The 15,350-nt window shown below is 40.6% G+C and carries 13 protein-coding genes; 8 read left to right on the top strand and 5 right to left on the bottom strand.

Annotated elements, in window-relative coordinates:
• Nucleotides 1-3: 3 nt before the first annotated feature.
• The 3 genes from MWU84_RS10355 to MWU84_RS10345 all read right to left on the bottom strand — a co-directional run bounded on the left by MWU84_RS10355 (nt 4) and on the right by MWU84_RS10345 (nt 3,201).
• Complete coding sequence (locus tag MWU84_RS10355; RefSeq protein WP_246901358.1) at nt 4-1,266, bottom strand: FtsX-like permease family protein; 1,263 nt, start codon at nt 1,264-1,266, stop codon at nt 4-6.
• Nucleotides 1,263-2,345, bottom strand: a complete 1,083-nt coding sequence (locus MWU84_RS10350) for an efflux RND transporter periplasmic adaptor subunit (protein WP_246901355.1) — start codon at nt 2,343-2,345, stop codon at nt 1,263-1,265. The genes MWU84_RS10355 and MWU84_RS10350 overlap by 4 nt, the downstream gene beginning before the upstream one ends.
• A 346-nt stretch (nt 2,346-2,691) precedes the next feature.
• Nucleotides 2,692-3,201: a nicotinate-nucleotide adenylyltransferase gene (locus tag MWU84_RS10345; protein ID WP_246901353.1), complete on the bottom strand. Its 510-nt coding sequence runs from the start codon at nt 3,199-3,201 to the stop codon at nt 2,692-2,694.
• Nucleotides 3,202-3,477: 276 nt separating this feature from the next.
• Here MWU84_RS10345 and MWU84_RS10340 point away from each other — a divergent pair, with 276 nt between their 5' ends.
• From MWU84_RS10340 to glk, 5 genes are all read left to right on the top strand, one after another.
• Nucleotides 3,478-3,930 carry a pyridoxamine 5'-phosphate oxidase family protein gene (locus tag MWU84_RS10340; RefSeq protein WP_246901351.1) on the top strand — a complete coding sequence of 151 codons (453 nt, stop codon included), beginning with the start codon at nt 3,478-3,480 and terminating at the stop codon, nt 3,928-3,930.
• Nucleotides 3,931-4,029: 99 nt separating this feature from the next.
• Nucleotides 4,030-6,438, top strand: coding sequence for a phosphoenolpyruvate synthase (gene ppsA, locus MWU84_RS10335; protein ID WP_246901349.1), 2,409 nt, complete (start codon nt 4,030-4,032; stop codon nt 6,436-6,438).
• 222 nt (nt 6,439-6,660) lie between these two features.
• The gene (locus MWU84_RS10330; protein WP_246901347.1) at nt 6,661-7,233 is read left to right on the top strand and encodes a cupin domain-containing protein; all 573 of its coding nucleotides are present in this window, start codon (nt 6,661-6,663) and stop codon (nt 7,231-7,233) included.
• 245 nt (nt 7,234-7,478) lie between these two features.
• Nucleotides 7,479-8,426, top strand: a complete 948-nt coding sequence (locus tag MWU84_RS10325) for a 1-phosphofructokinase family hexose kinase (protein ID WP_246901345.1) — start codon at nt 7,479-7,481, stop codon at nt 8,424-8,426.
• A 197-nt stretch (nt 8,427-8,623) separates the two neighbouring features.
• Nucleotides 8,624-9,700 (top strand): glucokinase, encoded by a 1,077-nt coding sequence (gene glk / locus MWU84_RS10320; protein ID WP_246901344.1) that lies wholly within the window; start codon nt 8,624-8,626, stop codon nt 9,698-9,700.
• A 251-nt stretch (nt 9,701-9,951) separates the two neighbouring features.
• Here the strand turns inward: glk and MWU84_RS10315 are convergent, their stop codons facing one another.
• A complete protein-coding gene (locus tag MWU84_RS10315) occupies nt 9,952-10,812 on the bottom strand; it encodes a universal stress protein (protein WP_246901343.1) in 861 nt (286 codons plus the stop codon).
• 242 nt (nt 10,813-11,054) lie between these two features.
• Here MWU84_RS10315 and pta point away from each other — a divergent pair, with 242 nt between their 5' ends.
• A complete protein-coding gene (gene pta, locus MWU84_RS10310) occupies nt 11,055-13,148 on the top strand; it encodes a phosphate acetyltransferase (RefSeq protein ID WP_246901342.1) in 2,094 nt (697 codons plus the stop codon).
• A 24-nt stretch (nt 13,149-13,172) separates the two neighbouring features.
• Nucleotides 13,173-14,363 (top strand): acetate kinase, encoded by a 1,191-nt coding sequence (locus MWU84_RS10305; RefSeq protein ID WP_246901341.1) that lies wholly within the window; start codon nt 13,173-13,175, stop codon nt 14,361-14,363.
• Nucleotides 14,364-14,464: 101 nt separating this feature from the next.
• Here the strand turns inward: MWU84_RS10305 and MWU84_RS10300 are convergent, their stop codons facing one another.
• On the bottom strand, nt 14,465-14,674 hold the full coding sequence (locus MWU84_RS10300) for a DUF2892 domain-containing protein (protein WP_246901340.1): 210 nt from the start codon (nt 14,672-14,674) through the stop codon (nt 14,465-14,467).
• 284 nt (nt 14,675-14,958) lie between these two features.
• Here MWU84_RS10300 and MWU84_RS10295 point away from each other — a divergent pair, with 284 nt between their 5' ends.
• Nucleotides 14,959-15,345 carry a hypothetical protein gene (locus tag MWU84_RS10295; protein ID WP_246901338.1) on the top strand — a complete coding sequence of 129 codons (387 nt, stop codon included), beginning with the start codon at nt 14,959-14,961 and terminating at the stop codon, nt 15,343-15,345.
• The last annotated feature ends 5 nt before the right edge of the window (nt 15,346-15,350 follow it).

Genomic DNA, 15,350 nt, shown 5'->3' with positions numbered 1-15,350 from the left:
AGGTTAAGTTCCCCTAATAATACGTACAGGGTCTATTCGCTTTGCTTTGTTGGAAGGCAACCAACCAGCAACGAAGGTCGAAATCAGGGCAAAGGAAATACCAATGATATAGTACCATATATTATAGTTTATGGGATAGGTGGTTATAGTTGGTAACGCCTCGGTTTCGAAAGCCACATTATCTATTAGTTTAGAAAGAACAAACCCCACAATAAGCCCAAGAATTCCTCCCACTGCGCCAATGATCATCGCCTGGCTCATAAATATAAGCTGCACATCATTGCCAGAGAATCCGGTAGCTTTTAAAATGGCAATATCCTTCATTTTCTCATAAATAAGCATGTTGAGAATATTATAGATTCCGAAGCCAGCTACAATCAATAAAGTAATGGACACGGCATATGTAATAAGGTTTCGGATATTGGATCCCGTTTCAAATTGGGCATTGGCCTCGTTTATGCTGGTGGCCTTTACTTGGAACTGTTTTCCCAAGCTTACGGCCATGGTCGAGGCTTCGCTTATATCGTACAACTTTACATTGATATCGGTAACGTAATTCTGGGCCTCCCCTAAAATACGTTGCACCGTTTTTAAATTGGCATAACTCTGAATATTATCTATATCCGCTATTCCACTTTGGTATATACCTACGATTTTTAAGGGAAAAACATCTCCCTTTATGGTGCTGATCTGTACACGATCACCCTTCTTAAGCGACATTTTTTTGGCAAGGCCAGCTCCCAAAAGTATTCCGTTTTCACTGTTTTTTAGATCCTGTGCTGTTCCCTCCACTATATAATCATCAATATTAGAGAGTCTTGCCTCCTCCATAATATCTACCCCAACCAAGTTCCCTCCCAATTCTATAGATCCCGAAAGATAAAAGATCTGCGCCCGTAGTTGGGGTGTTGCACCATAAACCTTCTTGTCCTTTTTTAAATAACTCAAGATGGGCAGACCATTATGGATCTTCTTCTGACTTTGCTTGGGCTTGACAGAGTTCACTACATTAAAAGCGTCCTCAAATTCCTGGTATAGGGCAATGGGCTGTTTTTCAGAGGGCTCTATCTCATTATACATATGGATATGTGGCGTTTGGTTTAAAATAAGGCTATCCAACATTTCATTAAGCCCTGTCATAAAACTCACCAAGGTAATATAGGCCCCTATACCAAAGGTAACTCCTAGTGAGGCCGTGACCGTAGATTTCATCTTCGTGAGCAGATGGGTTTTGGCAATGTTCAATATGACCTTCCAATTGATCATTCCGCCGGTTTTAAAATTTCCGTGGTCTCATTGATCCCGTTCAGGATTTCGACACGGTCTAAATTTTGCAGCCCGGGAACAACCTCAACAAGACCCTCAGGGGTGTTCACTTTATTACCCTCCAACAGATATTCCTTGGGAATGGTCAAGACGCTATCCTTTTCTGAAATTAGAATATTGGCCTCCCCCGCCAAACCGGGGTAAAGCGCTTTAGGAGGATTATTAAAAATAGCCTCTGCCTTGAAGGTCTGTGAACGCTCATCCTTTTTGGGGTAAATCTTACTGACTTTGGCGCTAAATACCTCATCCCCATAGGCATCCAAAGTAATAAGCGCCTTTTGACCCAAATTTAGTTTTACAATATCGACCTCATCGATCAATAATTCAATAATAAAATCCGAATCACTGCCCACTGATGCCAAAGGCTCCATGGTATTGACGATTTCTCCAGGATTTTTGTACAAGGCGTAAAGCTTACCTTCGATTTTACTACTAACGGTAAAATCCTGGGTCGTAAGCTTCGAGGTATTGTAATTGTTAAGCGCTTGTTGAACTTGGGTAGAAAGTTCGTTCTTGGTCTGGACATACTTCTTTTTAAGTTGCTTTAAATTATTCCCAGAAATTTGATAAGCCAACTTACGGTTCTCAAACTCCACTTTTGAGCCAATATTTTGATCCCAAAGCCGCTTTTGTCTTAAATAATTCATGGAATCGTTTTTAAAGGATAAGGTTGCCGATTGGATCTCATCTTCCAATGACCTCAAAACCGCCGAACTGCCATTATAATTTGCCTGGGCCAATTGCAGGGCCAAACGGGCATTCTCGGTATTAAGTTTTGGGGTACTGTTCACTATCTGTATCATTGGTGTTCCCTTCCGTACCAAATCCCCTTCGTCCAATAAATTACGGTCCAAAATACCTGCTACCGGAGCGTAAGCCTGATAAAGACTATCCGGCTGTACGGTTACGGAAGCATAAACCGATTCTGTTAGATGGATTTTAGTGGGAAATATCTTTTCTTGACTGCCTCCACAGGATATCAATAGAAATAGACAAGCGGACCATATAAAATTCCTCATAGATAATATAAAATAGGATAGCTCAAAATAAAGGGAATTAAATCTTAAAGAATATGAGAAAAGTCATAAAAGTGGTTATCGTTTAGTTCTTCTCTATAAAACCCAAAGGGTTCTGGCAGAAACTGTGTCTTTATTTCATTAGGAACTCTCCTGATATTAGATTACCGAGCCGACCCAACGCCGATGCCCCCAAATATCTACTGCTTACAGGAATTATAAAAAACACCATAGAAAAAGGACATCCCTAAGACAGGTATTTTAATAGCCGTCTTAAGGATGTCCATTCACTTTTATAGAGTACGAGGTCCTACACCTTCTTTATCAAAAGATGGGCCTATTAAAAATCCTAAAGAAATTGACCTTTTTCATCCAGCTTCACCCTCAAGGTTTTATCACCGTTCTGCAATTTTAGCTTATAAGTTTTCTTAGCACCATGGGCATCGGTAAAGGAAACCAAATAAATGTCTTTCGTAATAGTCCATTCGGGGAAACGTTCCAAAACTGATTCTTTTACCGAAGTAGGCAGGTTAATATCCTTAAACTTTTCAGTTGTGCGCAATAACTTGCCTTCCCCGTCATAGGCGGCAAGAATTTTACCCTCAGGAATAAAAAAAGTAATGTTGTAAAGGTCATAATCATCCTGATAATATTCGGAGCTTTTAATATCATAGGTAGCCACCTTTTCCTGTAAAAGCTTCACTGGTATAGAGGCCAACTCTCCAGTATTGATATCGTTAAGATACTTGTAGTTGGTGGCATACACCGTTACCTCCGATAACTCTACCGTTGGTATAATTTGAGAAAAGGCTTGAGTGGTTAGTCCAAAAGCTAATAAACCAAAAAGAATTTTTTTCATGATCGTTAAATTTAAATTATCAATTAGTGTTAATATGGACATTCGTGGTCCATTGGCAGCAAATTATTCCAACCTTAAGGCTTTTGCAATGACCTAAGTCATTATGGTACACTTAATTAAGAAAATCCCCACATACAGAAGTCAGAACTGACCGATATCATATTTTTCCAAAAAAGAAGGAACTAGATTTGATCCTATCAAGGTTTTATGCGAAAGGCTTTTTAGAACACTCCATAAAACGCTTAAGGATAGTATAAAGATTATATAAAAAGGAATATGACAAATTTGACCACGAGCGAAAGTATTCGTTTACTTAAAAATAACTATACTGGCTACTTGGGATATATTTTCCAGGATAAGCCATATGTACTCCCTATTACTTATTTCTATGACAAGGACGATCATTCGTTAATAAGTTATTCTGCAGACGGCCATAAGATAGATGCTATGCGCGATAATAATGCCGTTTCACTATTGGTAGAGGATATAAAGTCTTTTAAAAATTGGCAAACGGTTATGGCCCATGGCACCTACGAAGAACTCCAAGGTACCGACGCCAAATATAAATTACATCAGTTTTCCGAAGGGTTAAAAGCCCTAATCCTTCGCAAGGAAAATAGGGAAACCGAATTTATTAGTGAATTTTCAAGCAAATTGTACTCCCGCGGAATTCCAACTGTATATCGTATCAAGATATTGGAGATTACTGGAAAAAGAAAAGAAACCTAGCTTAATCCCCCCAGGTTAGTTCCCCCTATTTTTCCAGCTATTATAAATGGGATGTACGTCCCTGTATAAGTACTTTAAAAAAACATTTTATGCGTGGTGATGAAAAACTTTGTAAAGCACTTTAACGAAATTGAGATATTGGATGTTCCCGAGGTGGGTGGCAAAAATGCCTCTTTGGGCGAAATGTTCCAGAAACTGACCTCAAAGGGAGTGCAGGTTCCTGACGGATTTGCTACTACTTCGGACGCCTATTGGCTTTTCTTAAAAGAAGCTCATTTGAAGGAATCCATATTTAGGGAAATTGAAAAATTGGATAAGAAGGATTTTTCCAATTTACGGGAAGTAGGCAACACCATAAGAACGAGTATTGCCAAGGCCGATTTTCCACAAGCGATCAAAATTTCCTTAGAAAAAGGTTATAATGCACTGGTGAAAAAATACGGCCCCGAAATTTCCCTGGCAGTTCGCAGTAGTGCCACGGCAGAAGACCTTCCCAATGCCAGTTTTGCAGGACAACAGGAAACCTACCTCAACGTAAGGGGTTTTGATGAATTAATAGCAGCCTGTCATAAATGTTATGCCTCATTATTTACGGATAGGGCCATCAAATATCGCGAAGACAATCATTTTGATCAGACTAAAGTAGCACTATCCATAGGTGTTCAACTAATGGTGAGATCAGATTTGGCCTGTTCCGGTGTAAATTTTACCATAGATCCGGACACCGGATTTGATCAGGTAGTCCTTGTTTCCAGCACTTGGGGGTTAGGGGAAAATATTGTACAGGGCAGTGTAAATCCCGACGAGTACTTCGTTTTTAAGCCCAGTATTAAAAAGGGTATTCCCCGACCCATAATTTCAAGAAACCTGGGGAGTAAGGAAAAAACCATGATTTACGACACCTCTGGAAGCGGCACGCTTAACCTTGATACCAAGATTGAGAAACAAAAGCAATTTGTTCTTAATGATTCCGAGGTCCTGAAACTTGCCGAATGGTCTATGATTATAGAAGATCATTATGGCCGTCCAATGGATATTGAATGGGCAAAAGACGGATTGACCAATGAATTATTTATAGTACAGGCCAGACCGGAGACCGTGCAAAGTGCTAAAAAAGACAAACTTAAAATCACCACCTTCACCCTACTTGAGAAAGGCAGGGAAATTACCAGTGGAATGGGTCTGGGCAACAAAATATCCGCTGGGAAAGCAAGAATTATCCATAGCCCCCTTGAATCCGACAAACTTCTACCAGGAGAAATTCTTATCACGGAAAAGACAGATCCCGATTGGGATCCCATCCTTAAAAAAGCAGGAGGAATCATAACGGACCAAGGAGGACGCACTAGCCACGCCGCCATTGTTGCACGTGAGGTAGGTGCTGCAGCTATTGTGGGAACCCTCAATGCTACAAAAACAATCAAAGATGGTCAGGATATTACCATTTCCTGTGCCGCTGGGGATACAGGAATTGTCTATGACGGAATACTCAAATGGGAAGAAAAGGAAGTGGATACCAAGACACTGAAAAAACCATTGACCCAGCCCATGCTAATATTGGCCGATCCGGAACAGGCGTTCAAACTGTCCTTTTATCCCACTGCCGGTGTTGGTCTTATGCGATTGGAGTTTGTCATCAATAATTCCATCCAAATCCATCCGATGGCCTTAAAGCATTTTGACACCCTAAAGGACCCCTCTGGAAAGGAACGTATTGAAAAACTCACCCACCACTACCCGGACAAAGCCGATTATTTTGTGCATAAGCTAGCAGAGGGCATTGCTACCATTGCAGCGGCCTTTTATCCCAAGGATGTTATTGTGCGCACCAGCGATTTTAAATCCAACGAATACGCCAATTTAATTGGAGGTAAGGAATTTGAACCTATAGAAGCCAACCCAATGATCGGCTTTAGGGGTGCATCCAGATACTATCATCCTAAATATCAAGAAGCTTTTGAAATGGAGTGCAAGGCCATGAAAATGGTTCGGGAAGATATGGGCCTAAACAACGTAAAGATTATGATTCCCTTCTGCCGTACCCTTCAGGAAGCTAAAAAAGTAGTTGACCTTATGGCCGATTATGGATTGAAAAGAGGTGAAAACGGACTTCAGCTATATATGATGACCGAAATACCCAACAATGTTCTTCTGGCCGAGGAGTTCTCTACTTATTTTGACGGTTTCTCCATTGGCTCCAACGACCTTACCCAATTGACCTTGGGTGTGGATCGAGACTCTGAACTCTTAAGCGATATTTTTGACGCCAATGATCCGGGAGTAAAAAAAATGATAGACATGGTCATCGCCTCTGCCCGAAAAACCAACACAAAAATTGGACTTTGCGGACAAGCTCCCAGTGATTACCCCGAGTTTGCCCAATTTCTTGTGGAAAAAGGAATCAATTCCATATCCTTTAATCCAGATGCCCTCATTGAAGGAATCAAGAATATAAATATGGCAGAAAATCATAAGGTAAGTTTTGGAATGGCGGAAAGTAGTAATTGACATTATAAAAAGCCAATATCAAAGTATACATAATTTCAACACGTACGGTCGTATTGTTTACACATTATATTGCCATACTTTAAAATAATATCTTCCTAGCTAATACCTGAATTTATTCTATAGAATATAAAGTGAATTTAAATAATTCAATTGACTTATTTCGTAACTTGGATATAGGAACAATAAAGTAGGTTCCAACTTCCCCTGCTAATCTTTTATCTGATGAATATGCAACGAAATAGGTTTATCGCAGCCCTCTCTGGTCTAGCAACACTTCCATTAGTATCGTTCTCATCCATGGATTTCATTTTAAAGAGAAAGGACAAAGGATTTAAGATAAAGGCCGGGGAAGGAAGAATTCATGGCCATATAAAGTTGAAAGGGGTTAACGCCAACATCTTGGATGTAAAAATATCTGGAAGCGATACCGATAATAATCTGGCTATTTTTGAGCAAACCTCCCTTTCCCAAGGGAAAGGAACTCCACTGCACGTCCATAGTGCACAGGATGAAATATTTTATGTCCTAGAGGGCGCATACTATTTTAAGGTGGGAGAGGAAACCTTTGACCTAACTGTTGGCGATAGCGTATTTTTGCCTAGAAAAGTCCCACATGCCTGGACCCAGGTCTCTGAAAAAGGTAAGATGATGGTAATTCTTCAACCAGCAGGTAAATTAGAGAATTTTTTTGTGGCCATGTCCTCCTTAGATCATGAGCCCGGACCAAAAGAAATTGATCAAATTTTTGCAGACAGTGAAATGCAGGTAGTTGGTCCACCTTTGAAAATTAAATGATCAAACTCTTAGGCCAACACATAATAATAAAAGCGAAAGTAGATTGAATGATGATTTATATCATTTTTCGTCACCTTCGTAAATACTTCCTTTGTGGTTACAACCGGGATACCCAACTATTTTACATAAACCAATCTATAATATTAGGTATTCCCCAATGAAATGGGAAACCTAAGCTTAGAACGTCTAATTTCTGCCCAGATCTCATGTTGTTGGGCTGTGAACAATCATAAATTATAATTAAGATGCAAAAAAGAGTAGTAACACTTACCTTAAATCCCGTAATAGATAAGAGCGTGTCGGTACCAGGTATCAGCCCCAATACCAAACTGCGCTGTAGCTCACCAACTTATGACGCAGGAGGCGGGGGCATCAATGTATCCCGTGCCCTCAAAAAATTGGGAGAGGAATCACTCTGCATGTATCTCGCAGGAGGACCCACAGGGGAACATTTAAGACAAATATTGGACAAGGCAGGTATTGATCAAATGGCTGTGCCCATTAAGGGGTGGACGAGGGATAATCTTGCTGTTACAGATACCACTACCAATTTACAATACCGCTTTGGGGTCCCTGGCCCTTTGGTGAAAAAAGAAGAATGGGAAACGTTACTGACAAAATTGGAAGAGAATTTGCAAGAAGGAGATTACTTGGTAGCCAGTGGTAAATTACCTCCGGGAATGCCTGATGATTTCTATGTTCTGGTAGCGGAAATAGCCAAAAGGAAAAAGACGCGCTTTGTTTTGGACACTTCCGGGGAGGCCCTGGTCAAGGCTACAAAATCCAGCATATTTATGCTAAAACCCAACTTAGGGGAATTGAGTACATTATGTGGGGTTAAATCCATTTCCGTTGTGGAACTGGAGACATTAGCCAAAAAGTTTTTGGCTGAGCATGATTGCGGGATACTTGTTGTATCCTTGGGGGCAAAAGGGGCCCTATTGGCTACAAAGGATCTTATAGAACATATTCCAGCGCCCACAGTGCTGCAAAAAAGCACCATTGGGGCGGGTGATAGTATGGTGGCCGGTATGATAGTTAGTTTGCTTAAAGGCAAAACCTATAGCGAAATGGTAAAATACGGAGTAGCCTGTGGCACTGCGGCTACCATGCATGAGGGTACCCAGTTGTGCAACAAGGAGGACGCCGATAATTTGTACAAATGGATCCTAGGACAAAAAACAAAGCTGTAAATCTTAATTTGAGAAGTAACAATTGGAGGTCGAATACCTTGTAAGGGATTATGCTGCCAACCCAGTACTTTTTCGGATGATATACCTTTATTTGGGCTTTTGCCTAAAAACCAGTAAAGGAAGACATTGGATTACTTAATTTGTTTCAGAAAATTAAACTGGAAAAAAATATAACCCTTATATAAAAGATTGACTTTATGGATAATATTCAAAAATTTTCCTTGCCTGCCATCCATGAAGGGGAGATTCCCTTAGCCTTTATGAATACCAAGGCAGCCCACGACCAAGGGGTAATTCTAGCAGCCGATGTTGGAGGCACTAAAACAAATTTGGCCCTTTTTCAGATCCAGGCCGGGGATCTAGTCCCTTTGAAGGAAAAATCATATCCCACTAAAAAATATAAGTCCTTTCTAGAGATGGTATCTACATTCCATACAGATGATATGCCTAGGATAAACGGAATATGTCTGGGTGTTGCCGGACCCGTAATCCGGGGCAAGGTACATGGCACTAATTTTCCTTGGGCCATAGACAGTGAAGAAATTAGTAGGGAACTTCATATACGTTCCGTTTCCTTGCTCAACGACATGGAGGCCAATGCCTACGGACTGGCCGCACTCCAAGAGAAAGATTTCGAAACACTAAAATACGGACCAAAAATACCTGGCAACGCCGCCCTTATATCTCCGGGTACGGGACTTGGGGAAGCAGGAATGTTCTGGGATGGATCCCACTATCATCCCTTCGCCTGCGAAGGCGGACACTGCGATTTTAGTCCACGCAATGAATTGGACATTAGAATTTTGCAGCACTTCCAAGAAAAATACGAACATGTTAGCTGGGAGAGATTAATATCCGGCCCAGGAATTTTGGACTTATATTTGTTCTTGAGGCAAATTAATGGCACCATGGAACCACAATGGCTAACTGATCAAATGGCAGAAGGAAATCCCTCGGCCACAATTACTAGCACAGCCATAGAAGGAAAGGATACCGTATGTATAGAAACGCTAGATCTTTTTATACGATTCTTGGCCATAGAAGCAGCGCAGCTTGCCCTAAAATTCAAGGCTACCGGGGGTATTTATATAGGTGGGGGCATCTTGCCAAAAATACTATCAGGTATCACCAGGGAAGTCTTTTATAACAACTTTGTCCAATCCGGACGTCTAAATGCCCTCTTGGATATGGTACCAGTAAAAGTAATCCTCAATGAAAAAACGGCACTCCTTGGTGCGGCATATTACGGAGCTATGGAACTGCAATGGGATTAGGTGATGTGAAGGATGAACTTAAAAGGGCAAAAGGCCGTAGGCTTAATACCTTACAAAACCGTATTGACCTAATTTCGATTGATTTTTAATGAGTTGTTCAGAGTTATCTTGTCCGGTCAGGTGCAGTTAATACCTCATTATATGTATAATTTCCCAAACCTCTCGTCTGCTCTCAAAGAAACGGAAAAATCAATTTTAATTACCTCATAAGCAGTTATTTATATTTTTCTCTATTCTTAGTTTTGGAACCTCTAAAAATATAGTGTTTGATGGTTGTGCTCATTAAAACTCATTAAGGTTATCTTGCCGTAGTCTTCCATTTTCTTTACTAGGTCCTTATGGAACCATTTATTTAAAAACCCTTTCTTTTCCCTTTCTAACATAACTACAATATCCGCATCTACTGCTCCTAGATAAACCCTCAGGGTATCAAATATATCCTCGGAAAACAAAAGTTCGAACTCGATATCTGGATAATCTACCTTGGATTTTAGCATATCCCTAAACCACTCCATTAATAGATCTCCCGCATATTCCTCATTTGTGGATACATGCACCACCTTGATTTTTGCCCCTAATGGCTTGGCTATTTCCGTCAGTTTTAAAATAGCGTGTATATCTTCCTCCTCAAAATCCGTAGCATAGACCATGGTCTGTATGTTTGTGTGCTCCACACCTTGGGGAATTGCCATTACAGGACATGGCGCTTTTTCAATAAGCTTCTTGGTGGTACTGCCCAGAATCACTTCCTGCAAACCGCTCTCCCCTTTAGTACCGACAACAATCATTTGGGCATGCCATTCTTCGGCCTTTGAAATAATACCTTTGATTACCGAATTGTGCTGAACGGCTTCCAACCGTACATCGGGATTGTCCCAATTACTTCCTAGGTATTTACTGCATAATTTTTCCAGCCTAGATCGGTGAAATTTAAACGCATTACTACTCATATTGGGCAACTCATCAAATACTTCCGTTCCAACTACCATTGGGTTTTCGAATACATGGGTTACAACCATTCTAAGTCCTATTTTTTGACTTATGTAATAGGCATATTTCAGGGCAAAGACCGAATTCTCGGAATAGTCTGTAGCGTAAAGTAGTGTTTTCATATTATAGATATATTATTATATAGGCGAATCTCACTGGTAGGTTACCTATTTAGGGAACATAACCCTAAACTTCATTTTTTGTGCAGCAGTTCTAATATTGGTTAAATGTTACTGCCATAAAATTATAGCCATTTGTTGATTCATTAAATGACTTCTATCATATATGGTGTTCTTTCTAAGCCCGAACTTCGCAACTCATAAAAGAACCGTTTGCATCTAAATTGTAAGAATCGTATAAATTCATGAGTAAAGCCATATATGTTGCCACAACAGAACCCAACAGTGGAAAATCTATAGTCTCCTTGGGTCTAATGCAGTTATTATTGGGAAAAACGGCCAAGGTGGGCTATTTCAGGCCAATTATCGATGACTTTGAAAAGGGCAGGATTGATGTCCATATCGACACAGTGCTAACGCATTTTGAAGTGAACCAGAAATTCGAAGATTCCTATGCCTATACCCGCAGTCAAGTGGTACAACTTAAAAACCTGAATAAGGACGATGAAATTATAGGTACTATCATCAATAAATATAAAGCCATTGAAGATAGGTTCGATATTGTCTTGGTGGAAGGAACCGATTTTTCAGGGGAAGGTGCCATCATTGAATGGGACATTAATGTACTTATTGCTAAAAATTTGGGTATTCCAGCAGTTATCATAGCCAACGGAATGGGTAAATCCCTGCAAGAATTGGTCGGAAATATATATATGGCCTATGATTCCTTTAAGGAAAAGGGGGTTGAAGTACTGCTGACCGTTGCCAACAAGGTCCATCCCGAAAATTTGGAGCAAGTGGTATCCGGCCTAAAAACTAAACTACCTAACAAAATAATGATAGGTGCCATTCCTTTGAACCCCATTTTGGGAAATCCTACCGTTAAGGAAATTGCGCAGGTACTATCGGCGAAGGTATTGTTTGGCAAGGATTTCTTAAACAACCAGGCCGGTGAGTTTAGTGTAGGGGCCATGCAGCTCCGGAATTATCTTACCCATTTAAAAAAGGATAGTCTGGTGATTACTCCCGGGGATAGGGCCGATATTATTTTAGGTGCCTTACAGGCCAATATCTCATCGAAATACCCCAATCTATCCGGTATTGTGCTTACAGGCGGTCTGTTGCCAGAAGATTCTATTATTAAACTAATAGAGGGCCTTTCGGATATTATACCGATAATATCGGTTGCAGATGGAACATTTTCGGTCACCAACCGTATAGGAACCATAAAACCCAGAATATATCCGGAGAATAAGGAAAAAATAACGACCTCCATACAGGAATTTGAAAAATATGTACCCACAAATGAATTGGCCGAGCGTCTAATTACCTTTGAGGCGGAGGGCATAACCCCTAGGATGTTCCAGTACAATCTTCTTAAAAGGGCAAGATCCTCCAAAAAACATATTGTCCTCCCTGAAGGAAATGACGAACGTATTCTAATGGCCACCAAAAAACTTCTGGACACCAATGCCGTTACCATTACATTGTTGGGAAATGAGGAGCAAATATTGACAAAAATAGCAGAGTTGGACATAAATTTCGATTCCAATGGCTTTAATATCATAGACCCCAAATCGTCCCCCCATTTTTTAGATTATGCCAACACCCTGTACGAACTTCGCAAGGAAAAAAATGTCAATCTTGCCATGGCGAAAGACCTGATGGAAGATGTTTCCTATTTTGGAACCATGATGGTCCATAAAGGCCATGCCGATGGCATGGTTTCCGGAGCGGTACATACTACCCAGCATACCATTAGGCCGGCACTGCAATTTATAAAGACCAGGCCTGAGGTTTCCATTGTTTCCTCTGTCTTCTTTATGTGCCTACCCAACCGCGTTACCATATTCGGGGATTGCGCTATCAATCCTAACCCCACGGCCGAACATTTGGCGGAAATTGCGATTTCTTCGGCTGCTACCAGCACTGCTTTTGGCATTGAACCCAAGATTGCCATGCTCTCTTACTCATCCGGAGCTTCCGGTGCGGGAGAAGATGTGGATAGGGTACGCAAGGCCACTGAAATTATAAAAAAGAAGCGGCCGGATCTAAAAGTGGAAGGCCCCATACAATACGATGCCGCAGTGGATATAAATGTAGGCAAAAGCAAACTTCCGGAATCGGAAGTGGCCGGACAGGCCAGTGTATTTATTTTTCCGGATCTAAATACTGGAAACAACACCTATAAGGCCGTCCAAAGGGAAACAGGTGCCCTGGCCATTGGCCCCATGCTACAAGGCCTGAACAAACCTGTTAACGATCTAAGCCGTGGCTGTACAGTGGATGATATATACAATACGGTAGTCATCACCGCCATACAGGCACAAGGCCTATAATTCTAAAACAATAAATCCAAAACTATGAACATACTGATCATCAACGCAGGAAGTTCTTCCATTAAATATCAACTGATTCAAATGCCTTCGGAACTGCTCAACTGTAAGGGATTGATAGAACGCATAGGCTCAGAAAAGTCGACCGTGAGCTATAAAACCAATACAGTGAAAATTGAGGAAGTCATAGAGATTCCCGACCACAGTGCCGGGTTCAAAAAAATGTCCAAACTCCTGATGGATCCCAACAAAGGCGTTATTACCAATGTCAAAGATATTGCCCTAGTAGGTCACAGGGTAGTACATGGTGGCAACAGCTTTTCAGAAACTACCATGATAACACAAGAGGTCAAGGATAAAATAAGGGAACTCTCCGTCTTGGCACCTTTGCACAATCCACATAATTTGGAAGGGATTTTGCTGGCGGAGGAAATTTTTCCCAATGCCGAACAAATTGCGGTATTTGATACAGCCTTCCACCAGACCATGCCAGTAAAGGCTAAGAAATATGCCTTGCCCAATGAACTTTATAATGATCACCGTATCCAGGCTTACGGGTTTCACGGTACTAGTCACAAATACATTTCCGAAAAGGCCATTTCCCATCTAAAACTAAATTCCTCCAAGATAATTACCATTCATCTGGGACATGGCTGCAGCATAACTGCGGTAAAGGACGGAAAAAGTATTGATCATTCCATGGGTTTCACCCCTTCCAACGGACTTATCATGGGCTCTAGGAGTGGTGACATAGACCACGCCCTTATTTTTTATTTGGTAAATAGTTTAGGCTATAGTTTGGAAGCAGTAAACTCTCTGCTCTCCAAAAAAAGTGGTATGCTAGGGCTTACAGGCCATAGGGATTTAAGGGACATTGAAGCCAAAGCCATAACCGGAAATAAAGAATGTATCCTGGCCTTGGAAATGAATGCCTACCGCATAAAAAAATATATAGGTGCCTATACAGCAGCCATGAACGGCTTGGATGCCATAGTCTTTACCGCCGGTATCGGGGAAAACTCCAGTACCCTCAGAAGTCTTGTATGCACGGAAATGGATTATCTGGGTATAACACTGGACCCAGCCAAAAATGAATCAAAATCTTCCAACATAAGGGAAATTGGCAGTGCCAAGGCCAAAGTCAAAATCTTGGTAGTACCTACCAATGAAGAACTGGAGATTGCGAAACAGGCTTTCGAAATAGCCCAGAACCAGTAGTTAGTATATCATAGATTTTGAGTCCAGGTTGGATAATCAAATTTTCTATCATAAACAAAGAGTGGTACAAACAAAAAAATTCAAGATGGCAGCACCAGTGCTTACTCCTTTTTTGCCTTGCAAGTTTTTATTCCAAAAGGACGGTACAGCGGACAAAAGCCCATAAAGCTGGTCAGGAAAAAGACAATGGCCAAAACCACCAGTACAATACCCAACACACCTGAAATAGTACCGTTATAATAAAGAGCGATCAATGCTGCCGCTATCACAAAACGCAAGGTTCTGTCCAAATTACCCATATTTTTTTTCATGATTATAAATTTAAGTTATAGAACTTTTAAAAACCCCACAACGAACCTCTCATTCCGTTGTTAAGGCATACTTTATTATATATAAACATCAAACTGTAAAAAGCATCCTTTGGCGCTTTATTCCCAAGGATCCCGGCAACTTTCCGTTTTTTCCAATTTGTAACTTGAGAAATCAAAGTAAATGGATATGTATTCCTATTCAAATGATATATGTCATTTCAGGGGCCAATACATTTAAATAATTTAGCAGTACGCCAAGTTTATAATACTTAAAGCAAATTATCATGGAAAAAGAAATCATATATAACTCAAACCTCCATTTTGAACACGAAATTTGGAGGAAGGAACTCTTCTTTTGGCAGGATGAACTCATCATTTTCAATAACAGGCTTAGTGAACTGGTTACTAGGTGGACCAAAAAAGAGGTATTAAAACAATTGGATCACTTTCAGAACGAATTTATCCTACACGGCGGAGTAATTGAGGATTTATTGGAAGAAATGGAAAGCCATGAATCCCGCATGGCCGAACAAGATTTGTTGTCACATGATGCCATGGATACCATTATGGTAAAAAAACATATGGAGTTCCGAAAAAAAATGGAGATGCAGGAAGAAATCTATTCGGATCTTAAAAAGGAATTCTTTCGTTTTTTGACCAAGTACCTATAAATTTT

The organism is Arenibacter sp. F20364, assembly GCF_023015905.1.
Lineage (GTDB): Bacteria > Bacteroidota > Bacteroidia > Flavobacteriales > Flavobacteriaceae > Arenibacter.
This window is presented reverse-complemented; position numbering and strand designations above follow the sequence as displayed.

What these genes read in the sequence shown, in the direction of transcription:
- MWU84_RS10355 (WP_246901358.1), bottom strand. Translation starts at nt 1,266, where the DNA reads ATGATCAATTGGAAGGTCATATTGAACATTGCCAAAACCCATCTGCTC.
- MWU84_RS10350 (WP_246901355.1), bottom strand. Translation starts at nt 2,345, where the DNA reads ATGAGGAATTTTATATGGTCCGCTTGTCTATTTCTATTGATATCCTGT.
- MWU84_RS10345 (WP_246901353.1), bottom strand. Translation starts at nt 3,201, where the DNA reads ATGAAAAAAATTCTTTTTGGTTTATTAGCTTTTGGACTAACCACTCAA.
- MWU84_RS10340 (WP_246901351.1), top strand. Translation starts at nt 3,478, where the DNA reads ATGACAAATTTGACCACGAGCGAAAGTATTCGTTTACTTAAAAATAAC.
- ppsA (WP_246901349.1), top strand. Translation starts at nt 4,030, where the DNA reads ATGAAAAACTTTGTAAAGCACTTTAACGAAATTGAGATATTGGATGTT.
- MWU84_RS10330 (WP_246901347.1), top strand. Translation starts at nt 6,661, where the DNA reads ATGAATATGCAACGAAATAGGTTTATCGCAGCCCTCTCTGGTCTAGCA.
- MWU84_RS10325 (WP_246901345.1), top strand. Translation starts at nt 7,479, where the DNA reads ATGCAAAAAAGAGTAGTAACACTTACCTTAAATCCCGTAATAGATAAG.
- glk (WP_246901344.1), top strand. Translation starts at nt 8,624, where the DNA reads ATGGATAATATTCAAAAATTTTCCTTGCCTGCCATCCATGAAGGGGAG.
- MWU84_RS10315 (WP_246901343.1), bottom strand. Translation starts at nt 10,812, where the DNA reads ATGAAAACACTACTTTACGCTACAGACTATTCCGAGAATTCGGTCTTT.
- pta (WP_246901342.1), top strand. Translation starts at nt 11,055, where the DNA reads ATGAGTAAAGCCATATATGTTGCCACAACAGAACCCAACAGTGGAAAA.
- MWU84_RS10305 (WP_246901341.1), top strand. Translation starts at nt 13,173, where the DNA reads ATGAACATACTGATCATCAACGCAGGAAGTTCTTCCATTAAATATCAA.
- MWU84_RS10300 (WP_246901340.1), bottom strand. Translation starts at nt 14,674, where the DNA reads ATGAAAAAAAATATGGGTAATTTGGACAGAACCTTGCGTTTTGTGATA.
- MWU84_RS10295 (WP_246901338.1), top strand. Translation starts at nt 14,959, where the DNA reads ATGGAAAAAGAAATCATATATAACTCAAACCTCCATTTTGAACACGAA.